We start from the raw sequence: 22,640 nt of genomic DNA, 5'->3' as shown, positions 1-22,640 counted from the left end.
CAGACTCGGTCTCCAACCAGCCCCGGACGGCGTTCAGTTGGGGCCATACGGCGATGAAGGCCGAGTTCGTCGCCGCCTCCGACGGAACCCTTCGACTCGCCCGGCTGGCCCGCCCCTCGGATCCCGGATCCGATCCGGAAGCCGCCCTCCCTCTCGTCGAGTTGACCGCGTTCGGGCATGGCAGCGGATGGTCGGGGCCGCGCTTCACGGGGACGGCGTTCGGGGCGAGACCGGTGTATCGGGGGCACCGGAGCGGCCGCGGGGAGGACGGGTGGGAATCGCTGACCATCGAACTCCACGACCCGGCGACCGGGTTGACGGCCTTCGTGGAGCTGACCTCCCCCACCAAAGTGCCGGTGCTCCGCTCCCGGGTCCGGCTCCGCAACGACGGCACCGAACCCCTGGTCGTCCAGTCCGTCAGCAGTCTCCTGCTCGGCGGTCTGCCCGCCCCGGAGGCGCTGGACGTGCACCGGGCACGCAACGACTGGCTGGCGGAGTGCCGTTGGTACGCCGAGCCGCTGCGTGACACCGTCGCCGACATCAGCGTCGACGTCCACCAGCACGACAGCCGGGCCGCGCTGGCCCTGACGGGGCGCGGCAGCTGGCCCAGCGACGGTCATCTGCCGATGGGCGCGCTGACGGAGCGGGGCGGCGAGCGGACCTGGCTGTGGCAGATCGAGTCCCCGGCCGGCTGGCGCTGGGACCTCGGCGAACGCGCGCACGGCACCTACCTGGCACTCAACGGCCCCACGGACGCGGAGCACCAGTGGCGGGTCCGGCTGGCGCCGGGCGGCGAGTTCACGACCGTACCGGCGGCGCTTGCCCTCGGCTCGGGGCTCGATGACGCGATGGGCGCCCTGACCGCGTACCGCCGTGCCGTCCGCCGCCCCCACCCGGACCACGCGACGTTGCCCGTGGTCTTCAACGACTACATGAACACCCTGATGGGCGACCCGACCACGGAGAAGCTGCTGCCGCTGATCGACGCGGCGGCGAGTGCGGGCGCGGAGTACTTCTGCATCGACTCCGGGTGGTACGACGACTCGGAGAACGGCGGCTGGTGGGACAGCGTCGGCGCATGGCTGCCGTCGCCGCGCCGCTTCCCCGACGGCGGTATCACGGCCGTCCTGGACCGGATCCGGGAGCGCGGCATGGTGCCCGGGCTGTGGCTGGAGCCGGAGGTCATCGGCGTACGCAGCCCGATCGCGACCGCCCTCCCGCCGGACGCCTTCTTCCAGCGCGACGGTATCCGTCTCACGGAACAGGGCCGCCACCAGCTGGACCTACGGCACCCGGCCGCCCGCGCCCACCTCGACAAGACGGTGGACCGGATCGTCGGCGACTGGGGCGTGGGCTACCTGAAGCTGGACTACAACATCGTGATCGACCCGGGAACACTCGCCCCCGGCGACATCGCGCCCGGCGCCGGCCTCCTCGGCCACGCCCACGCCTACCTGGACTGGCTCTCCGGCGTCCTGGACCGCCACCCCGGGCTCGTCGTCGAGAACTGCGCCTCCGGCGGCATGCGCATGGACGGCGCCACCCTGGCCGTCGCCCAGCTCCAGTCCACCAGCGACCAACAGGACCCCCTCCGCTACCCGCCCATCGCCGCCGCGGCGCCCACGGCGGTACCCCCCGAACAGGGCGCCGTCTGGGCCTACCCGCAGCCCGACCACGACGACGACCTGATCACCTTCACCCTGGGCGGCGCCCTCCTCGGCCGCATCCACCTCTCGGGCCACCTGAACCGCATGTCCGAGCACCAACTCGGCCTCGTACGGGCCGCGGTGGACACGTACAAGTCGATCCGTGAGGACCTGGCCCGCGCCCTGCCGTTCTGGCCGCTCGGCCTGCCCGGCTGGACCGACGAGTGGCCCGTGCTGGGGCTGCGGGCGCCGGACGGACCGTCGTATCTCTCCGTGTGGCGGAGGGGTGGGTGCGACGAACTCCGGCTCCCGGTGGGGCACTTGGCGGGCCAGGACGTCCGTACGGAGATCCTGCACCCGTCCGACCCGGGCGCCGGCTCGGTGGTCTGGGACCGGGAGGGCGGCGAACTGCGGGTGTCGCTGCCGCGCACACCCGGCGTGCTGCTGATCCGTCTGACGCCGGGGACTTAAGGGCCCTGGACGTACGCGTGCCCGAGCCGGCGCCGCATGGGGGAACGGCGCCGACTCGGGGGTGTGGCTCAGCTGCTGCTGACGGTCAGGTTGTTGGTGACGAAGTCCAGGCCGCCGGAGGACGAGGTGACCTCGAAGCCGAACTGGACGTCGCCGATGGTCTCGTTGCCCATCCAGCCCTTGGTGTCCTTGATCCACTTCAGGACGGGGAGGATCTGGACGGTGCCGGAGGTGGAGTCAGCGGTGCGCAGGAACGAGAAGACATCCCAGTAGGTGCCGTCGGACCGGTAGACGCGGCCCTTGAAGACGTTCCAGTTGTGACCGCCGAGCGTGGCGTTGCCCTGGTAGTCGCCGAGCGCGCCGACCGCGCCGTTGTAGTTGACCCAGAGCATGATCTCGTAGTCGTAGTCCGTGTCCCAGACGTCGTACGAGGTGTTGTAGGCGCCCGAGGACGGGACGGTGACGTTGTAGCTGCTGTTGAGCGAGCCCAGCGAGGTGATCGTCTTGTTGATCACCTTCTTGGAGTTGGGGTAGGATTTGATGCCGCCGGTGTTGGGGTGGTTGGCCCAGACGCCCCAGCTGGTACCGGAGTTGGCCCAGATGCACTGGCTGCCGGCGCCGGAGCCCCAGATGTTGTTGTAGAGCGTGTAGCCGTTGAGGCTGGTGTTGCCCCACTGGTCGCAGGTGCTCCAGACGGCGGCCGAGGCGGGGGCGGCGGCCAGGCCGATGGTGGCGCCGAGCGCGAGCGCCGGGGCCAGCAGGGCTTTGACCGTGCGGCTGAGCGTGCGGGTGCGTGTTGCCATGGTGTCCCTTCCATGGGTGGGGGGGGGAATTGCGGGGGGAGCTACCGCGGCCCCAGGGTGAGGACGCGGTCTTCGCCGGCGACGAGATCGAGCGGCTCCGCGCCGGCGGAAGTCCGGAGTTCGACGCGGTGGGTCCGGGTGGGGCGGATCACCGCGGTCGTTTCTTGAGGGCTCCAGGTGAGGTCGAGTTCGGCTCCGAATCGTGTACGGACACCGCGGAGTCGGCCCGCCGGGCACATCGCCGGGAGCGCGGGCAGCAGCACCAGGCGGTCCGGCGTCGACTGCACGAGCATCTCCAGCAGTACGGCGGGCAGGGTGTGCGCGGCGTCCGCGTTGTAGACGTCGCGGTTCGGATAGTGCGCGCTCATCAGCGAGTTGTGGAAAAAGTCCCCCTTGAGGACCTCGCCGAGGGCGTGCGCGACCCGCTCGCCGTCGCGCAGCCGGGCCGCGACGAGGGCGTGGTGCAGATGGCCGTGGGCCGAGTCGTTCTCGGAGCCGCGCAGTTCGAGCGCGCGACGGGCCGCGGCGGCGAGGTCCGGGGTGTCGTACGGGTTGATCTCGTCGAGCGGCCAGACGCCGTAGAGGTGGCTGAGGTGACGGTGGTCGTAGGTGTCGTCGAGGCCGGGCCAGGCCCACTCGGCGAGGGCGCCGTCGGCGTTGACGCGGTGGGGCGGGAGGCGGTCGGCGAGCGCACGCCAGCGGTCCGCCCGCTCGGGTTGGTCGGGGTGGTAGTCGGCCGCTGTGAGCAGGGCGTGGCGGGCCGCGGAGAGGTCCATGGCCGCGTTGATCGCGCCCCAGCTCGCGTTCGCCGGCCGGTTCTCCGGCGAGTAGGAGGGGACGACGACCAGCTGCCCGTCGGCGTCGGTACGGGTGAGGAAGTCCTCGTAGAACAGGGCGATTTCGGCGAGGGCCGCGGCCGTGCGCGGGTCTCGTGTGCCGCTGGTCTCGTCGTGGTCGACGAGCGGCTTCAGCAGCCAGTCGGCACCCGCCGTCCACAGATGCAGCGGGTACTCGCGGCTGAAGTGGTACGTCAGACCGGTCTCCCCGTCGGAGTGGGGCGGGGCGACCACACCCCGCGCGCCGAAGATCGCCCGGGCGTTCTCCCGCCAGTCGGCAAGCTGACCGTGGATCAGCGCGGCGTGCGCCTCGGTGACTTCGGGGAGGGCGGCGGCCGCGGCGGAGGCGGTCTGAAGGTTGAGGTTGGCGTCGTTGGTGAACGCCCCCGCCCAGGCCGTGTCCCAGTCGCCGGTCCACAGGCCGACGAGGCGGGGCGGGAGCATCCCGGCGGCGGAGAGCAGATGGTAACGGCCGGCGGCGAAGAGGCGTTCGAGGAGGGCTGGGCTGTCGGGGCGGCGGATGAGCTCGGAGCCGGGGAGGGCGCGTTCCGTGTCATCGGCGTCGAGCGTGAGGGAGGCGCGGGTGTACGCGGTGCGGTGCGGGTCGAGGTGCCGCTCCAGGAGGTGACCGTACGGGTCCTTCCCCGCCGCCTGCCCCTCTCCGCTCGGCAGCAGTTGCCGCAGCCCCTCCCTCTCCGCCATCGCGTCCAGCTCACCGGTGTGCCGCCGTACGCGGGTGAGGAGCAGGACGGAGTCGGCGTGCTCGATGTGCAGGCCGGGGTGCTCGATGTGCAGGCCGGGCGGGGTCAGCGTCGTACGGCCGCCGTCGACGATCACGAGCGTCATCCCGGTGTACGCCCGCTCGCTCCCCGGGTAGCGGGCGCGCAGGCTCAGCAGGGCGCCGTCGGGAGTGAGGACCGTGCCGTGACCCACGGCCAGGTGGGCGGGCGCGGACGGCAGGCGGTGGTCGAGGGCGATGTCCAGGGTGAGGCCCCGGCCGGTGACGTACTGGACGATCACGTCGTCGGCCCGCGAGACGAAGACGCGGCTGCGCCAACCCTCGCACTCGGCCTCGACGACACCGGTGGTGAAGTCGACCGACCGACGGTACGTCCCACCGGCCGGGGCCGACCGCCGCAGCCGCACCTGGAACCCGGGGTGGAACGGCTGCACCCACTGCAGCTCCCGGCCGTCCGTGAAGCCTTCGGCCGCCGTCAGCTCACCGGCGAGCAACCTGTCCTGGAGCGCGGGGAGTTCGTCGGCGAGCTTCGGCGGCCTGGCGGTCTCGCCTCCGTTGGGCCGTACGAGGGTGTGATGGGTAACGATGACACGGTCGTCATTCGGATCACCGAACACCATGGCGCCGTGCCGGCCGTTGCCACTCAGGAAGGCGTCCTCCCAGCGGTCGGCGGGGGCGGGCTCCCAGGTGCCGTGCGGTGGGTACGCGGTGGCCGGTGTGGTCGGTGTGTACGCGGTGGTCATGGCCTGAGCACCGCCACACCGTACCGGCCGAGCGACAGCGAACCGGTGACCTGGGCACCCGTCAGCAGATCACGGTATGTGCCCGGCACGCCGACCATGACCTCGTCCCTGCCGTGGTTGAGCACGAAGAGCACCTCGCCGCGCCGTACCGCCTCGACCCCGTCGGGCAGTCCGTCGAGCACCGGCCGCACCCCCGTGTCGGCCGCCACCCGCGCCAACAGCCCGCGCAGCTCGGACGGTTCGGGCAGCGTGGAGACGTACCAGGCACGTCCCTTCCGCAGCACGGCCGGAAGGCCGTCGAGTTCACCTCCCTTGTACGGGACGACCACGTCCGCGTCCCCCGCCGCCTCGATCTCCTCGGACCACAGAGTCCCCCGGAAGCCGTCGCACTCGACGGTCTCCCCCGGGTCCAATGGCCACCACTCGTGCAGCGTCCGGATCCCGAACAGCTCGCGCAGCCGTACGTCCATGCCGCCGGGCCGTACGCGGTCGTCCTCGTCGGCGATCCCGGTCAGGAAGCCGCAGACGAGGGTGCCGCCGGAACGTACGTACGCGAGGAGGTTCTCGATGGCCGCATCGGTGAGCAGGTAGAGCTGGGGCACGACGACGAGCTTGTACACGGACAGATCGTGCTCGGGGTGGGCGAAGGCGGTGGTGAGGTGCGCCTCCCAGAGGGCTCGGTGCCAGGACCGTACGACCTGGGGGTGGTCGACCTCGGAGGACAGCCGTCCGTCCTGCGAACCGGCCCACCAGGAGTGCCAGTCGAACAGCACAGCCACCTCGGCGTGGATGTGATGTCCTGTCACTTCATCGCCGATGGCGGCGAGTTCGGCCCCCAGCCGCTTGACTTCCTGATACGTGCGCCCCTGCTCGCCCGCGTGGCTGACCATGCCCGAGTGGAACTTCTCCGCGCCCTGTCGGGACTGCCGCCACTGGAAGTAGCAGACGGCGTCCGCTCCTCGGGCGACGGCCTGGAGGGACCAGAGACGGTTGAGGCCCCGGGGCTTGGGATGGTTGACGCCGCGCCAGTTGACGGGTCCTGCGGCCTGCTCCATGAGCATCCACGAGCCACCGCCCGCCTGCGAGCGCGTCATGTCCTGCACCAGCGCCCCGTTCTGGGCGCCCAGCGGGTCGCGCGGATCCGGGTAGATGTCGACCGAGACGACGTCCTCCTCCCCGGCCCACCGCCAGGCGTCCTGGCCCACCCACATCGGCATGAAGTTGGTGGTCACCGGGATGTGCGGGGTGTGCCCGCGGACGATGTCGCGTTCGAGAACGTAGCACTCCAGGAGCGCGTCGGAGGTGAACCGCTTGAAGTCCAGTACGTGGCTCGGATTCTTCATGTAGTGGGCGCGGCGCGGGGGCAGGATCTCGTCCCAGTCGCCGTAGCCCTGGCTCCAGAAGGCCGTCCCCCAGGCCTCGTTGAGGGCGTCGAGCGTGGCGTACCTCTGCTGGAGCCAGCCGCGGAAGGCGGTCGCCGCCTCGTCGCCCCAGTCGTAGGTGCAGTACTCGTTGTTGATGTGCCACATCGTGAGCGCCGGATGGCCGCCGTAGCGGGCGGCGAGGTCCTCGGTGATGGCGGCGGCGTAGCGGCGGTAGGTGGCGCTGGAGTGCGAGAAGTGCTGGCGGGAGCCCCACCACTCGATCTGGCCGTTCTCGTCGCGGGGGAGCGTCTCGGGGTGGAGGCGGCCCATCCAGGGCGGGGGTGACGAGGTGGGGGTGGCGAGGACGACGCCGATGCCGTTCTCGTGCATCAGGTCCATGAGCCGGTCCAGCCAGCCGAAGTCCCGCTCCCCGGGGCGGGGTTCGAGCTTCGCCCAGGAGAAGACGCCGAGCGTGACGGAGTTGACGCCGGCCGCCTTCATGAGGCGTACGTCCTCGTGCCAGACCTCCTCGGGCCACTGCTCGGGGTTGTAGTCGCCGCCGAACAGGATGCGGCCACGGGTGGCGTCGTTCAGGCTCGGCTTCGGCTGCGTGGGGCCCGGCATCAGACCATCTCCCCGTACTGGATGCCGCGCCCGTTCGTCGCCAGGTACACGCGGCCGTACACGCGCGGGTCGCCGATGACGACCTCGCCGATCCAGCCCCACTGGTGGGCATCGTCGCTGATCCGCGTCCAGGTCTTCGCGCCGTCGTCGGAGCGGTAGACGGCGGTGGGTCGCGGCCCCGGGCCGCACAGCTTGAACTGGCTGTCTCCCTTGGGCAGTCCGATCGCACGAACGGTGAAGGAACGGCCACTGTCAGTGCTGGCGTACAGCGTTCCTGTGTCGGTGTCGAATGTGTAGAAGAGGGTCGGGTCGTGCTGGAGCGTGCGCATGACATACCTCGCTCTGCGGGTGGGGGTGCGGGAGGGGATGGGTCGCCTGAGAACTCGGGTGGTGCGGTGCGTCAGCGGCTGCGGGTTCGTCGTGGTTGCTCGCGCAGTTCCCCGCGCCCCTTAAAAGCCCCGGGCGCGCCCCATGCCACTAAGGGGCGCGGGGCTGTATCGATATGCGGCTCCGCCGCGTGGGCGCGACCAGCCACGAACAACCCGCAGCCGCCGACCAATCCCGGACCCCCGAGCTAAGAGGCGCCCGGCTCAACCCTTGACCGCACCGGTGAGCATGCCCTTCTTGAAGTGTTTCTGGACAAAGGGCGAGAGGACGGCGACCGGGAGCAGGGCCATCACCATGACCGCCATCTGGATGGCGAGCGGGGAGAGCTGGCCGGTGTTGATCTGGGCGGCGAGGCCGACGGGGCGTTCCTGTTTCTGGACGAGCTGGATCATGACGTTCTGCAGCGGCATCATGTCCTGGTCGGTCAGATAGATGGAGGCGTTGAACCAGGCGCTCCAGTAGCCGACCGCGTAGAACAGGGCGATGACCGCGAGGACCGCCCGGGAGAGCGGCATCACGATCTTCCACAGGATCCGCCAGTCACCGGCGCCGTCGATGCGGGCGCTGTCGATGAGTTCCGGTGAGATGCCCATGAAGAACGAGCGCAGGACCAGGATGTTGAAGACGCTCACGGCACTGGGGAGGATCAGCGCCAGATAGGTGTCCATCAGGCCCAGGGACTGCACAAGCAAATAGGTCGGGATGAGACCCGCGCCGAAGAACATGGTGGCGAGCAGGGTCATCAGGATCCAGCGGTGGGCGAGCGAGCCCACGCGGGAGAGACCGTAGGCGCAGAGGATCGAGACGGTCATGCTGAAGAGCGTGCCGACGAGGGTCACGCCGACGCTGACGAGCGCGGCCTTCTGGACCTGGCCGCCGCGGAGGAGTTCCTGATAGGCGATGAAGGTGATGCCCTTGGGGATCATCACCAGGCCACCGGCCTCGTCGATGGTCTGCTTCGACTGGAGGCTGGTGACGATGACGATCCACAGCGGGAAGAGGATCGCGAGGCAGGCGATGCCCAGGACGAGGCCCTTGCCCGCCACTCCGGCCTTGGAGGGTTCCTCTTCCCAGGCCGGGCGGGGTGGCGCCGCCCAGCGGCTCGGCTTCCGCACGGCCGGCTTCTCGTCGGCCGGTGTGTCCAGGACGGCGGTCATTTCTTGTACACCCCCTGCTCGCCCATGAGATGGGCGACCTTGTTGGCGGTCAGCACCAGTGCCAGGCCGACGACCCCCTTGACGAGGCCCGCGGCGGCGGCATAGCTGAAGTCCTGGTTGCGGATGCCGTTCCACCACACATAGGTGTCCAGGACGTCGGAGGCATCGACGCCCACCGCCTGCCGTTGGAGCAACAGTTGTTCGAACCCCACGGTGAGGGCGTCGCCCACACGCAGGACCAGGAGGAGGGCGATCACCGGGCGCAGGGCCGGCAGGGTGATGTGCCAGATGCGCCGCCAGCGGCCGGCGCCGTCCATGGCGGCGGCCTCGTACAGGTCGTTGGAGACGGAGGAGAGCGCGGCGAGGAAGACGATGATTCCCCAGCCCGCGTCCTTCCAGATCATCTCCACGGTGACCAGGTACTTGAAGGTCTCCGGGTTGGTCATCAGGTCGAAGCCCTCGACGCCGTGCTGGCGGAGGGTCTGCGCGATGACGCCCGCGCCGCCGAAGATCTGCATGAAGACCGTGACGACGAGGACCCAGGAGAAGAAGTGCGGCAGATACATGACCGCCTGGGCGATCGCCCGGACCCGGGGCCTGACCACGCTGTTGATGAGCAGCGCGAGCAGGATCGGGACCGGGAAGAACAGCACCAGTTGGAGGAAGAACAGCACGAACGTGTTCTGTACCGCGTGCCAGAAGGCCGAGTCCGCGAAGATCCGCTCGAACTGCCCGAAGCCAGTCCAGGGACTCTGGAAGATGGCGACGACGCCGTTCTCGCTGAGGTACGGGTCGTAGTCCTGGAAGGCGACCACATTGCCGAGGATCGGTATGTAGTTGAAGAGCAGGACCAACAGCACCGCCGGCAGGGTCATCAGCAGCAGCGTGCGGTCTCGCCCGAATCTGAGGCGCAGGCTGAGCTTTCCCGCGCGCTTGCCCTCCCGGGACCTGTCCCCGGCGGCGCCCTCGGACGCCTGCGGGGTCTTCTCTGGGGTCTTCGCCTCGGCCCTGGACCGGGGCACCGTGCTGTGGGACACGGCCTTCTCCTTGCCTCAGCCCCGGGTCAGTTCGCCGAACCGGTGTCGTCGAGCAGCTTCTTGTACCACTCGCGCAGGTCGTCGCCGCCCTTGCTCTTCCAGTCGGCCACCGCCTGCTGCATGTCGCTGATCTTCTTGCGACCGCGCACCACATCGTCCTCCAACTGCTCGAAGTTGTCGGCGAGGTTGGCCCAGCGGTTCGGCTCGGTGACGGTCAGTCCGAAAAAGGACGTCTTCTTGGTGAAGGCCCCCATGCGGTGCTGCCACTCGACGATGCCCTTGGTGACCTCGGGGAAGTCGGGGTAGGCGACGTAGGGGGCGGGGTTGCCGGTGTAGTCGTAGGCGCCGTTGACCTCGTTGACGCCCTGGGTGGTCCTGACCGGCAGGCCGTTCTTCATGTCGTAGTCCGTGCCCTCGACGCCGTAGGCGGTGAGCATGAACTCCTTGGTGCCGTAGGGCGCGGCGCAGTAGTTGCAGAGGGCGAGGAAGTCCTTGATCTGCTGCTCGGTCGCCTTCTTGCTGACGAAGGTGAAGATGTTGGCCGGCTGGCCCGCCCACAGGGTGGGGTCGCCGCCGTCGGGGCCGAAGATGTCGAACGCGGCCATGTCGAAGTCGCTTTTCTGGGTGGCCTGTTCGGAGACCGAGCCCCACCAGCCGGTGATGTTCCCGTTGAAGACCAGGGACTGACCGGCCGTGAACCGGTTCCTGGCATCGCCGCCCGCCTTGCCGGAGACCGCGTCCGGGTGGACCACGCCCGCCGCGAAGAGCTTGCGCGTCCACTCCAGCGCTTCGAGGAACTCCTCGGTCTCGACGCGGTTGACCAGCTTGCCGTCGACCATGTTCCACCACAGCGCCTTGTCGCTGCCGGGGAAGACGCCGAAGACGTTGAACGCCGTCCACTTCATGTCGTCACAGGCCCACACCTTCGACTTGGCGTCGGTGGCCTCCTTCGCCCAGGACAGGAACTCGTCGGGGCTCGTCGGGACGCTGTAGCCCTTCTCCTTGAAGATGTCCCTGCGGTACATGGGCGCGACGTCCGTGACGGACGGGGCGGGCAACGGGATCGCGCGGAGCTGACCGCCGAAGATGCCGCGCTGCCAGGCCTCGGTGGGGACCGCCGCGAGATTCGGGTAGTCCTTGACCTTGTCGCCGGAGAGGTACGGGCCGAGGTCGGCGAACTTGGCGTTGATGGCGCTGGGTATCTTGCCCATCAGGTTCCAGCCGGGGACGACCACCGCATCGGGAATGTCGCTGGCGGCGAGGACCGCGCCGAGCTTCTGGTCGTAGGTGACGCCGTCCTGGTTCTGCCAGGTCACCTCGACGCCGATGGCCTCGTTCATGGCCGCGTAGTAGGGGTTGTCGCCCTTCGGCGGGGTGCCCCAGAACGGGGACATGATCTTCAGTTTGCCGCCGCTGCCGAGCTTCTTCGGAACCGAGGTCTTCAGATCGGCCGTCGCGATCGCCGTGGTGAAACCGGCCGGCCCGCCGTTCTTCGCCGGGATGTCGGGCGCGACGACGCTCGACGCGACGAACGTCGGAAGGATCTTCGCGGCGTCCTTCCCCGAAGTCGTGCCCTCCTTGCGGCCTTCCTGCGAGCCGCCGCAGGCAGACAGCAGGGGCACACCCCCCGCCACTACGGCGGCGGCGACCGCCGTGGAGGCGAGGAAACTTCTCCGGCTGGGCTCGGCGGAGGCGGCGGAGTTCGGCGTCATTGCGTCAACCCTTCGTGGCGCACGCCAGGACACGCGGCGGTGGCCGTCGGCTGCGGTGTCGTGAGTGGAACTGCCTGTGCTGAAACGATGGAGCTGATGAACAACAGAGGGGTTGTGAGCACGCGAAGCTTTCCCTCTGCTGTCGAAGCGCTTCGATGTTGCTGCGAGGTTAAGTGAACGACCGAGGGTGCACAAGGGTCGATTCCGAGATTTCCGAGAGGCGTGAAGGATGGGAACCACCGCACCCGAGCCCCGATATCGCCGCCTTTATGACGGCGAGAAAACGGATCTGTTGCACCTTGGTCTCTTGACACCCACCCCTCGGTCGAATCAGCATCGAAGCGCTTCGAAAGCGCCCCGTCGCTCCACCCAAAGGGATCCCCACGTGACCGCACAGACGCTGCCCACGCCGCCTTTCCGCGATCCGCAGCTGCCGCCCGCGAAGCGCATCGACGATCTGCTCCAGCGACTCACCCTGGACGAGAAGGTCGCCCTCCTGCACCAATTCGCCCCCGCTGTCGACCGCCTGAGGATCGCCGCCTTCCGCACCGGGCAGGAGGCCTTGCACGGCGTGGCCTGGATGGGCCCCGCGACGGTGTTCCCGCAGGCTGTCGGCCTCGGCGCGACCTGGAACGAGGACCTCGTACGGCGAGTCGGCGAGGCGGTGTCCACCGAGGTCCGCGCCATGCGCGCCCTCGACGACCGCGTCGGCCTCAACGTCTGGGCGCCCACGGTGAACCTGCTGCGCCACCCCCTGTGGGGCCGCAACGAGGAGGGCTACTCCGAGGACCCCAAGCTGACCTCGGCGATCGCGACCGCGTACACCCGCGGCCTGCGCGGCGACCACCCCACGTACTGGCGGACAGCCCCCGTCCTCAAGCACTGGCTGGCGCACAACAACGAGACCGGCCGCGACGTCACGTCCTCCTCGGTCCGCCCGCGCGTCCTGCACGAGTACGACCTGCGCGCCTTCCGGGAGACGGTCGAGGCGGGCGCGGTGGCCGGCGTGATGCCCGCGTACAACCTGGTCAACGGTCGCCCCAACCACGTCTCGCCCTACCTGTCCGAGCACCTTCGCACCTGGACCGACGAGCACCTGATGGTCTGCTCGGACGCGAGCGCGCCCTCCAACCTGGTCGATTCCGAGCACTACTTCGACACCCACGAGGAGGCGACCGCCGCCGCGATCCGCGCCGGCGTCGACAGCTTCACCGACCACGGCACGGACGGCACCAAGATCGTCGAACGAATCCAGGGCGCCCTCGTCCAGGGCCTGCTGAGCGCGGACGACATCGACGAGGCGGTCCGCCGCCAGCTCTCGGTCCGCTTCCGCCTCGCCGAGTTCGACCCGGAACAGGACCCGTACGCCGACGCCAAGGACTTCGACACCCCGGCCCACCGGGACCTCGCCCAGGAGGCCGCCGAGCAGGCGGTCGTCCTGCTGAAGAACGAGGGCGGCCTGCTGCCGCTGTCCGGGGACACCCGGATCGCGGTCGTCGGTCTCCTCGCCGACGAGTGCAAGCTCGACTGGTACAGCGGCGCCCTCATCCACCGGTCCACACCGTTGGAGGGCGTGAACGACCGGTTCGGCGCCGAGCGCGTGACGTTCGCGGAGGGCGTGGACCGCGTACGCCTCAAGGCGTTGTCCACCGGCGCGTATCTGTCCGTGCCCGAGGCCGCCGACGCCACCGACGAGGTACGCGGCGCGGAGGGCGCCCTCGACCCGGCGCTGCTCGCCGGCCGCACGGACCTGCCGCCGCTCACCACCGACCCGGCCGGCACCGACCTCGCGCTGATCGACTGGGGCGAGGGCGCGCTCACCTTCCGTGCGCCGGACGGCCGTTACCTCTCGGTAGCCGAGGACGGCTACATCCGCGCGGCCGCCGACCAGCCGGGTGGCTGGGTGGTCCAGGAGATCTTCCGCCTGGAGCCCTCCGAATCCCATGAGAACGGTCACCTCCTCAAGCACCCGGGGACAGGCCGGTATGTCACTGTCGCCGCCGACGGCGTAAAGGTTGCCGACGAGAACGACGCGAATCCGGAAGTCTTCGAGCTCATCGTGACCGAGCCCGGCGAGGAGGCCGTGACCAGGGCCGCCGCCGCGGCCGACGTGGTCGTCGTGGTCGCGGGCAACGACCCGCACATCAACGGCCGCGAGACGGAGGACCGCCCCGGCCTCGCCCTCCCGGCCCACCAGGAGCGGCTGCTGCGCGCGGCCCGCGCCGCCAACCCGAACACGGCCCTGGTCCTGGTCTCGGCCTACCCCTACGCGCTCGACCACGCCGACCTGCCCGCCGTTCTGTGGACCGCGCACGGCGGCCAGGCCGCGGGCACCGCCCTGGCCCGCGTCCTCGCCGGCGACGTCTCCCCCGCCGGCCGGCTCCCGCAGACCTGGTACGCCTCCGACGCGGACCTCCCCGATCTCCTCGACTACGACGTGATCGGCGCCCGCCAGACGTATCTGTACTTCGAGGGCACCCCGCTGTTCCCGTTCGGCCACGGCCTGTCGTATGCGGATTTCGCGTACGAGAACCTCAACGTCCTCGCGGGCGGTGGTCCGGACGAGGGTGAGCTGACGGTCTCGTTCACGGTCACCAACACGAGCGGGGTGAGCGCCGACGAGGTCGCCCAGCTCTACGTCCGGGCCGTGGCGCCCTCGGTCCCGCGCCCCCGCCGCGAGTTGCTCGGCCACCGCCGCGTCACCCTCGCCCCCGGAGCCTCGACGGAGCTGACCTTCCGGCTCCCGCTGTCCGCCCTGGAGTTCTGGGACGTGGCGCACGGCAGGTGGCATCTGGAGCCCGGCGCGTACGAGTTGCTGATCGGCGCGTCGAGCGAGGACATCCGCCTCCGTACGACCGTCGACGTCGAGGGCGACCCGATCGCCCCTCGCCCGGTCCTCGAACGCGGCCTCGACGCGGCGGACTTCGACGAACAGCGCGGTACGGAGATCGTCGACCGCGCGAAGGAGTCGGGCGACGCGGTGACGCCGACGGGCGGCGCATCGGGTGGAACGGGTGAACTCGTCTTCCGCAACTGCGACTTCGGCCCGGCCGCCACGGAGTTGACGGTGGAGGTGGCAGGCGAGGGAAGCGTCGAGTTCTCCCTCATCGGCGGTCCGGTCCTCGCCACCCTGACGCTCGACCAACCCACCGGCGACCCGGACGACCCGTACACGTACACCGCCCTCCGCGCCGGCATCGAGGCCGCCGGCGTGCACGACGTCCATCTCAAGCTGCGCGGCCCACTGCGGCTCGCGCGCGTCGGCTTCTCCGGTTGAGGGTCCGGAAGCAGGCCGACACACACAGAAGGGGCCCGGCACCGGAAGGCATCGGTGCCGGGCCCCTTCATCCCGGGATCTGACCCCAGGCTACATGAAAATGATTGTCACAACTAGAGGTTCAGCCCCGTCAGTACCATGACCCGCTCGTACGTGTAGTCGTCCATCGCGAACTGCACGCCCTCGCGCCCGACACCGGACTGCTTGGCGCCGCCGTACGGCATCTGGTCGGCGCGGTAGGACGGCACGTCGCCGATGACCACGCCGCCGACCTCCAGCGCGCGGTGGGCGCGGAAGGCAGTCTGCAGGTCGTGCGTGAACACCCCGGCCTGGAGGCCGTACTTGGAGTCGTTGACGGCGGCGAAGGCCTCGCCCTCCCCGTCCACCTTCCGCACGGTGAGGACGGGTCCGAAGACCTCCTCGCAGGAGAGGGTGGTGTCGGCCGGTACGTCGACGAGGACGGTCGGCGCGTACGAGGCGCCGTCGCGCTTGCCCCCGGTGAGCAGCTGTGCGCCCGCCTCCACGGCTTCCTGCACCCACGCCTCGACGCGCTTGGCGGCGTCCTCGCTGACCAGCGGTCCGACGTCGGTGGCGTCGTCGGAGGGGTCACCGGTGACCTGTGCCTCGACGGCGGCCACGATGCGGGGCAGCAGCCGCTCGTACACGGACGCGTCCGCGATCACCCGCTGCACGGAGATGCAGGACTGGCCGCCCTGGTAGTTGGAGAAGGTGGCGATACGGTTCGCGGCCCAGTCGAGGTCCTCGTCGCTCGCGTAGTCCGCGAGGACGACGGCCGCGCCATTGCCGCCGAGCTCCAGCGTGCAGTGCTTGCGCGGCACCGAGTCCATGATCGCGTAGCCGACCTTCTCGGACCCGGTGAAGGAGATGACGGGCAGGCGGGGGTCCTGGACGAGGGCGGGCATACGGTCGTTCGCGACCGGCAGGATGCTCCAGGACCCGGCAGGGAGAGTGGTCCCGGTCTCGCCGAGCAGCTCGCCGATGACGAGCCCGGAGAGCGGAGTGGCCGGAGCGGGCTTCAGGATGATCGGCACACCGGCCGCTATCGCCGGGGCGATCTTGTGGGCGCAGAGGTTGAGCGGGAAGTTGAAGGGCGCGATGCCGAGGACGACGCCCTTGGGGAAGCGGCGCGTGAGGGCGAGCCGCCCCTGGCCGCCGAGGTCGGTATCGAGCCGCTGGGCCTCACCGCCGTTGAACCGCCGCGCCTCCTCGGCCGCGAAACGGAACACGGACACGGCGCGCCCGACTTCCCCCCGCGCCCACTTGATCGGCTTGCCGTTCTCGGCGGAGATCAGCCGCGCGATCTCCTCGGTCCGCTCGACGAGCCGCCTGCTGACGTGGTCCAGCGCGGCGGCCCGTACGTGGGCCGGGGTCGCCGCGAACTCGTCCCGTACGGCGTAGGCGGCGGCCACGGCCTCCTCGACCTGCGCGTCCGTCGGCACGCTCACCTCGCCGACGAGGCGGCCGTCCCAGGGCGAGGTGACGTCGAACGTGGTCTCACCGGTGGCCTCACGGCCGGCGAGCCAGAAGGCGTGCGTGGCGGTCATAGTCGATCCCGGCCCTTCGGTGGGTTGGTCGGCGCATTGGCTTCGGCTCCACGGTAGGGCCGGGGCGGCAGGGGGTCGCTTGTCCGGCGTGTACGAGTCCCGCCGGGGGTTACGCCGCTTTGGCCTGGTGGGCCGGAGTTTTTCGCCCCGCCGCCCCTACCCGTCCCATCCCTGAGGGCTGCTGCCCCCAGACCCCCGGGTGCGTTGGTACGCGCGGGTTGTGCTGGGTTGCTCGCGCCCCCGCGGCGGAGCCGCACATCGATACAGCCCCGCGCCCCTGAAGGGGCGCGGGGAACTGCGCGACAAGCCCCCACCCACCCGCAGATCGGGGGCGATGGGGCAGCGCCCCTGGGGATGGGAATGGGTAGGGGCGGCGGGGGCGAAAAAACCGCCCTACTCCCCGGCCGCGGCCGTCGCCTTCAACGCCAGCCACAACTCCATCCGCACATCAGGATCATCCAACGACCGCCCCAGAATCTCCTCCACCCGCCGCATCCGATACCGCAACGTATGCCGGTGAACCCCGAGATCCGCCGCAGCCGCGTCCCACTGCCCATGCCGCGACAACCACGCCCGGAGCGAGGCGACAAGATCCCCCCGCCCCGTAGCGTCGTGCTCGCGCAGCGCCCGCAACATGCCATCCGCGAAAGCCCGTACCGCGTCATCGGCAAGCAGCGGCAGCACAGAGCCTGCGGCAAGCTCCTCGTGCTCGACGAGGCACCGCCCCCGCCGCCGGGCCACGGACAACGCCTGCTCAGCCTGCTTGAACGCGGCCCCGGCCGCGACGGGCCCGGCGGGCGCGGACAACCCGACGACGAGTTCCTCCTCCTCGACAGGAGCCGGAGCGGGGCCACCGCCGGCCGAGTCCCGCACCGCCGCCCGCGACGCCTCGACCGCCACCGCGAACTCCCCGCACGCGGCAACAGCGGCGCCCCCATCCACCGCGAGCACGACAAGCCGCTCCCCGTCCGGCACGACCAGCACCGCCTCCCCGGCCCGCGCGGCGGCGGCCTCGACGACCTCGGCGAGCTGCCCGAGCGGATCGGCGTTCGGATCGACGACGGCAAGCGCGGCAGCGGGAGTGGGGTTCGCTCTCCCACCCTCGGCGGCGGTGACCACGCCCCCGGTACCGGCGGCCGCCTCCCCCTCCACCCGCGCCCGCGCCGCAGACGCCGAGCCCGACTCCGCGAGGATCAGCCGGAACGGCGCGTCCAGCAGCTCGCCGTACAGATCCCCGGCGACGGCCCGCGCATGGTCGGACTCCCCGGCCAGCAGCATCCGCAGCACCGCCGCCCCGAGCCGCTGCTCGGCGGCGTGCAGCGGCCGTGACCGCTCCGTCGTCAGCGTCAGCAGCGCGATCGCGGAGTGGACGGCGTACCGCTCGGCCGTGCCGGGTGCCGCGGCGGTCCCGACGGCGAGCGCGGCGCGCGCCCGGCGCCCGGTGCCGAGGGAGTGCAGTTCGACGCGGTCCTCGCCGCCGACGACCGCGCTGGCCGGCGCGGGCCGGTCCCGCAGCCGCTCGACCTCGGCGGTCAGCCGCCCGGCGCGCCGCTCCGCCCACTCTGGCGCCACCGCGACGACCGCACCGGATGCGTCGTACAGGGCGGCCCACCCGTCGACCTGCCCGGCGAGCGCGGCGACGAGCCCCTCGGGGCCGTCGTTGAGCGCCTTCCTGGTGAGTTCCCGCTGCGCTGCGAACCCCGCCGTCACGGCCCGGTACTGATCGGCGGCGATGGCTGCCGACACCGCCTTGCTGATGGCGAGGAAGGGCGTACGCCGGGGCACTTCGAGCAGGGGCAGCCCCTCCCCCTCCGCCGCGTCGACGAGCGCCTCGGGGATCTCCTCGTAGTGCAGGCCGACCGCGAACCCGAGCCCGACGACCCCGGCCCCCACCAACCGCCGTACATAGCGCCGCATGGCCTCCGGGTCCTCCGCGTCCAGCTTCAGCGCGGTGATCAGCAGCAGCTCGCCGCCCTCCATGTACGGCACGGGATCGGCGAGCTCGCTCGGGTGCGCCCAGCGGACCGGCACGTCCAGGTGGTCGGCGCCCGCCCGCACGGTCAGCTTGAGCGCGGAGTGGTGGACGAGCGAGGCGAGCGTCGGGGGCATGGGGACCTTCGGATCGGCGGATCAGTGTCAGGACGGTGTGGTCTCCACGATCACCGCGGCGCGATCAATGTCAGGACTCTTTGGCCACCGCGTATGAACGACCTGTGTAGATTCTGCCTCACCGTACGGTCGCCGGGTGCGCTCGCTCCTGGATTGTCCTGTTCAGCTCCTGAGGTCCACCAGCAGTGGCGGCGCGTGCTCGCCCCGCACGTTCGTCAGGGACAGCACCGCGTGGCCCGGCGGCACCCCGTGGGCCAGTTCGGACGCCGACCACCGCTCCCGCTCGACCTGCCGTACGGTCACGGCGCGGGCGGTCGGCGCGTGGCCCGTGATCACCCGGCGCAGCGCGTGCCAGGCCTTCCCCGCCGGGGAGTCGGCGATGATCTGCCGGTCGGTGACGTCCCGCGCCTCGGTCCACTCCTTGCCCCACACCTCGGCGAAGTCCTGTCCGTCCCACGGGGTCAGCCCGGACAGCGCCATCCGGCACCCGGTGGCGCCGAGCAGCGGCCCGCGCAGCGGCCGGGGCACGTCGTCGAGGGTCCGGAGCGTGAGCACGGTCCCGGCGTTGGCGGACCGCAGCCGCTGGATACCGCGTACGGCTTCCGGTGTCACGACGCCCGTCGCGTCGTCCAGTACCAGGCAGGCGAACAGCGACCGGTCCTCCCGTACCGCCACGCTCGCGGTGAACTGCGCCAGCACCAGCCGGGCCAGGATGCGCGAGGCGTCGGCGTGGCCGCGTTCGGGCAGGTCGATCCGGACCCGTACGGGGTGGTCGAGCGCCCGGAGGGAGAACGGCCGGGACTGTCCGGAGGTGTCGAAGAACCCGGCGAAGGCGGGCCGGTCGATGAGCGCGACCCGGTCGGCCAGCACGGAGCCGACGTCCCCGGGATGCCCCAACTGCCGTTCCCGCGCGTCCAGTTCCCGCAGCAGCGAGTCCTGCCCGGCGTCCTGGAGCGCCTTGCGCAGCTCGCCCAGCGGGCCGGGCGCGCCGTCCAGCAGCCGGCGCAGCTGCGGTACGGAGGGGAAACGGCCGTGCACAGCCCGGAAGGGGCCGAGGAGCTGGGCGAGGACGGTGGTCGAGCGCCGGCTGTCGCCACCGGGGTGCGGGTCGGCGAGGTCACCGACCAGCGCCTCGGCGAGGACGGCGGCGGCCTCGTCGGGGTCCGTGGTCCCGCCGTAGAGGTCGAGGTCGTAGACGGATTCGGGGTTTCCGATGCGTACGACGACGTCGTAGGCGTCGGCCGGTCCGAGCCCGGCGCCCGCCGCGCCCACGACCACCACCGCCGCCCGCCCCGCCAGCGCGTGCAGACACAGCGACTCGGCGATGGGCCACACCACCCCCCCGGTCTTGCCGGAGCCGGGGGGCCCGACGGCGAGCAGAGAGGTGGCGAGCAGCTCGGGGGCCAGGGCGAGGCCCGTGCCCCGGTAGGCGTACGGGTTGCGCGGGTCGTCGACCGCGGCGCCCAGCCGGACCTGCCCGGTGACCATGTCGTGCTGGGCGAGGCGGCCCGGCAGGTCCCGCTCCCCGGAGGGGTGCAGACAGGCGGCCGCGCCGTCCTTCACCACGGCACCGGTGAAGGTCGCGAGACTGTGCCGGCCGCTGCGTACCCCCTGCCAGGCGCGCATGATCCTGGCGTGGTCGACGTCCCGCATGAGCCCGGCCCGCGCCTCGGCGACCAGCCGGTCGGCGGCTTCGACGGCTCCGGCCTCCCTCAGCTGCGGCCAGGCCGCCGGGTCCTCCTGGGGCGGCGGTACGACCTGCCGCTCCTGGGGCTGCCGGAAGCGCGGGGCCCCGTAGCGGCGCCAGACCTCGCCCCAGCGGCCGAGGCGCCCGACCCCGACCATGATCACCAGGGCGATGATCGTGTACCAGGCGTAGCTGAAGACCACCGAGGAGTACGAGCCGGGCGGCGCCCAGGAGTCGGGAACCATCGCGTACAGCGGCACCAGCCACCAGCCACCGAGGTAGCCGTTCCAGAGCAGGGACCAGATCAGCCAGCCGACGAGGAAGGCGATCAGCGCGCCGCCGAGCAGCTGCCGGCCGGGGACGGCCTCGGGTTCCTCGTCGGGCCGAGGCGTGTGCTTGAACCGCCACACACCGGGCGCCGCCTCCGGGCGCGGCGCCCGCAGCCAGGACAGGAAGGCGTTCCCGTCCGGCCTGGGCGGCAGCCCCGGCGTGCCCGTGGGCAGGGGAGGCGGAGGAGGCGCTGCGGGCATCTCCGGCGACCCCGCCGGACGCGGCACAGGATTCGCATGCGTGCCCCGCGCGTCCCGCGTCCCGTCGCTGTTCATCGCGCTTGCCCCCTGACCAGCCGTTCCGTCCACCATCAGCGTGCCAATCTAACGCTCCCACAAGGGGAGTTCACCGTTTACCCGGCCGGGCGGGCCGCGAAGCGGCGGGCCCGTGACCCGTCCGCCCCGCTTCACCACCGACAACGCGCCATGTCCACCGAGGACAACCGGCGCCGTCAACAACGCCCACATGGAGCATGCCCACTGCTCCTGTCCGGTCCTAGCCTGCGAGAAAAGAAAGCAAGCGTCCGCAACGCCCCCATCCGTAGCACGCCCTCCGCAGAACCCCAGGAGCCTCGCATGACCGCACTTCCTCAGGAGCGCCGCGTCGTCACCGCCATCCCCGGACCGAAGTCGCAGGAGTTGCAGGCCCGACGTATTGCCGCCGTCGCGGCGGGGGTGGGCTCCGTGCTGCCGGTGTTCACCGCGCGCGCGGGCGGCGGGATCGTCGAGGACGTCGACGGCAACCGGCTGATCGACTTCGGCTCGGGCATCGCGGTGACAAGCGTCGGCGCCTCCGCCGAGGCCGTCGTCCGCCGGGCCTCCGCCCAGCTCCAGGACTTCACACACACCTGTTTCATGGTCACGCCGTACGAGGGGTACGTGGAGGTCGCGGAGGCCCTCGCCGAGCTGACCCCGGGTGACCACGCCAAGAAGTCCGCGCTGTTCAACAGCGGCGCCGAGGCCGTCGAGAACGCCGTGAAGATCGCCCGGTCCTACACCAAGCGACAGGCCGTGGTCGTGTTCGACCACGGCTACCACGGCCGCACCAACCTCACGATGGCGCTGACCGCCAAGAACATGCCGTACAAGCACGGCTTCGGCCCGTTCGCGCCCGAGGTCTACCGGGTGCCGGTGGCGTACGGCTACCGCTGGCCGACCGGCCCGGAGAACGCGGGTTCGGAGGCCGCCGCGCAGGCCATCGACCAGATCACCAAGCAGGTCGGCCCGGACAACGTGGCCGCGATCATCATCGAGCCGGTGCTCGGCGAGGGCGGCTTCATCGAGCCGGCCAAGGGCTTCCTTCCGGCCATCCGCCAGTTCGCCTCCGACAACGGCATCGTCTTCGTCGCGGACGAGATCCAGTCGGGCTTCTGCCGTACGGGCCAGTGGTTCGCGTGCGAGGACGAGGGCATCGTCCCGGACCTGATCACAACGGCGAAGGGCATCGCGGGCGGTCTGCCGCTCGCCGCCGTCACCGGGCGCGCGGAGATCATGGACGCGGCGCACGCGGGTGGCCTGGGCGGCACCTACGGCGGCAACCCCGTCGCCTGCGCGGGTGCCCTCGGCTCGATCGAGACGATGAAGGAGCTCGACCTCAACGCCAGGGCGAAGCAGATCGAGGGGGTCATGAAGGCCCGCCTCACCGCCATGGCCGAGAAGTTCGACGTCATCGGCGACGTCCGCGGGCGTGGCGCGATGATCGCGATCGAGCTGGTCAAGGACCGTACGACGAAGGAGCCGAACCCGGAGGCGACCGCCGCGCTGGCCAAGGCCTGCCACCAGGAGGGTCTGCTGGTCCTGACCTGTGGCACCTACGGCAACGTGCTGCGCTTCCTGCCGCCGCTCGTCATCGGCGAGGACCTGCTGAACGAGGGCCTCGACATCATCGAGCAGGCGTTCACCCGTATCTGAGTCCGTATCCGATGCCGCTCCGATCCCGTCACTGAGCCCTCACCCGCACGGGGCGCATACGGAATCCCTCATCCGTCTCCGACGTCCCACACTTCCCGGAACCGGAATCCGCACCTGGATTCCGCTCCCTGTGAATGAGGGTCAGAGGGAGTGAAGAAGGTGTGCAAGGTGCATGTCGGGTCGCGTTTTCGCCTGTCGTCACCGCATTCCCTGCCGTAGGTTCTTCCCCAGATGAGAGATACA

12 protein-coding genes and 1 pseudogene are annotated in these 22,640 nt (G+C 70.8%); 3 read left to right on the top strand and 10 right to left on the bottom strand.

Going from position 1 to position 22,640, the window contains the following annotated elements; genetic code table 11:
* The first annotated feature begins 53 nt into the window (after positions 1-53).
* Positions 54-2,117 (top strand): alpha-galactosidase, encoded by a 2,064-nt coding sequence (locus CES90_RS05465; protein WP_189782675.1) that lies wholly within the window; start codon positions 54-56, stop codon positions 2,115-2,117.
* A gap of 68 nt (positions 2,118-2,185) precedes the next feature.
* On the opposite strand, the gene CES90_RS05460 is transcribed toward CES90_RS05465, so the two are convergent.
* From CES90_RS05460 to CES90_RS05430, 7 genes and pseudogenes are all read right to left on the bottom strand, one after another.
* Positions 2,186-2,920: a glycoside hydrolase family 12 protein gene (locus CES90_RS05460; RefSeq protein WP_189782604.1), complete on the bottom strand. Its 735-nt coding sequence runs from the start codon at positions 2,918-2,920 to the stop codon at positions 2,186-2,188.
* Positions 2,921-2,961: 41 nt separating this feature from the next.
* Entirely contained in the window at positions 2,962-5,238 is a 2,277-nt protein-coding gene (locus CES90_RS05455; protein WP_189782603.1) for a glycosyl hydrolase family 95 catalytic domain-containing protein, read from the bottom strand.
* Complete coding sequence (locus CES90_RS05450) at positions 5,235-7,226, bottom strand: beta-galactosidase (RefSeq protein WP_189782602.1); 1,992 nt, start codon at positions 7,224-7,226, stop codon at positions 5,235-5,237. Before CES90_RS05450 ends, CES90_RS05455 begins: the two co-directional genes overlap by 4 nt.
* Positions 7,226-7,537, bottom strand: a pseudogene (locus CES90_RS05445) (1,4-beta-glucanase); the annotation flags it as partial. The pseudogene CES90_RS05445 and the gene CES90_RS05450, both read right to left, overlap by 1 nt.
* Before the next feature lie 279 nt (positions 7,538-7,816).
* Positions 7,817-8,770: a carbohydrate ABC transporter permease gene (locus CES90_RS05440; RefSeq protein WP_189782601.1), complete on the bottom strand. Its 954-nt coding sequence runs from the start codon at positions 8,768-8,770 to the stop codon at positions 7,817-7,819.
* Positions 8,767-9,807: an ABC transporter permease gene (locus tag CES90_RS05435; RefSeq protein WP_189782600.1), complete on the bottom strand. Its 1,041-nt coding sequence runs from the start codon at positions 9,805-9,807 to the stop codon at positions 8,767-8,769. Before CES90_RS05435 ends, CES90_RS05440 begins: the two co-directional genes overlap by 4 nt.
* A gap of 26 nt (positions 9,808-9,833) precedes the next feature.
* Positions 9,834-11,519, bottom strand: a complete 1,686-nt coding sequence (locus CES90_RS05430) for an extracellular solute-binding protein (RefSeq protein ID WP_189782599.1) — start codon at positions 11,517-11,519, stop codon at positions 9,834-9,836.
* 385 nt (positions 11,520-11,904) lie between these two features.
* Here CES90_RS05430 and CES90_RS05425 point away from each other — a divergent pair, with 385 nt between their 5' ends.
* A complete protein-coding gene (locus CES90_RS05425) occupies positions 11,905-14,796 on the top strand; it encodes a glycoside hydrolase family 3 C-terminal domain-containing protein (protein WP_189782598.1) in 2,892 nt (963 codons plus the stop codon).
* Between the two features lie 113 nt (positions 14,797-14,909).
* On the opposite strand, the gene CES90_RS05420 is transcribed toward CES90_RS05425, so the two are convergent.
* The 3 genes from CES90_RS05420 to CES90_RS05410 all read right to left on the bottom strand — a co-directional run bounded on the left by CES90_RS05420 (position 14,910) and on the right by CES90_RS05410 (position 20,762).
* The gene (locus tag CES90_RS05420; protein ID WP_189782597.1) at positions 14,910-16,361 is read right to left on the bottom strand and encodes an aldehyde dehydrogenase family protein; all 1,452 of its coding nucleotides are present in this window, start codon (positions 16,359-16,361) and stop codon (positions 14,910-14,912) included.
* Between the two features lie 393 nt (positions 16,362-16,754).
* The gene (locus CES90_RS05415; protein WP_189782596.1) at positions 16,755-18,470 is read right to left on the bottom strand and encodes a PucR family transcriptional regulator; all 1,716 of its coding nucleotides are present in this window, start codon (positions 18,468-18,470) and stop codon (positions 16,755-16,757) included.
* Positions 18,471-18,632: 162 nt separating this feature from the next.
* Positions 18,633-20,762, bottom strand: coding sequence for an ATP-binding protein (locus CES90_RS05410; protein ID WP_189782595.1), 2,130 nt, complete (start codon positions 20,760-20,762; stop codon positions 18,633-18,635).
* A gap of 300 nt (positions 20,763-21,062) precedes the next feature.
* Between CES90_RS05410 and gabT the strand changes: the two genes are divergently transcribed.
* Positions 21,063-22,397, top strand: coding sequence for a 4-aminobutyrate--2-oxoglutarate transaminase (gene gabT / locus CES90_RS05405; protein WP_189782594.1), 1,335 nt, complete (start codon positions 21,063-21,065; stop codon positions 22,395-22,397).
* The last annotated feature ends 243 nt before the right edge of the window (positions 22,398-22,640 follow it).

The sequence above is a fragment of the Streptomyces capitiformicae genome (genome assembly GCF_002214185.1).
GTDB classification, from domain to species: Bacteria; Actinomycetota; Actinomycetes; order Streptomycetales; family Streptomycetaceae; genus Streptomyces; species Streptomyces capitiformicae.
Note: the sequence above shows the minus strand (reverse complement) of the source record. Positions and strands in the feature narration are given on the sequence as shown.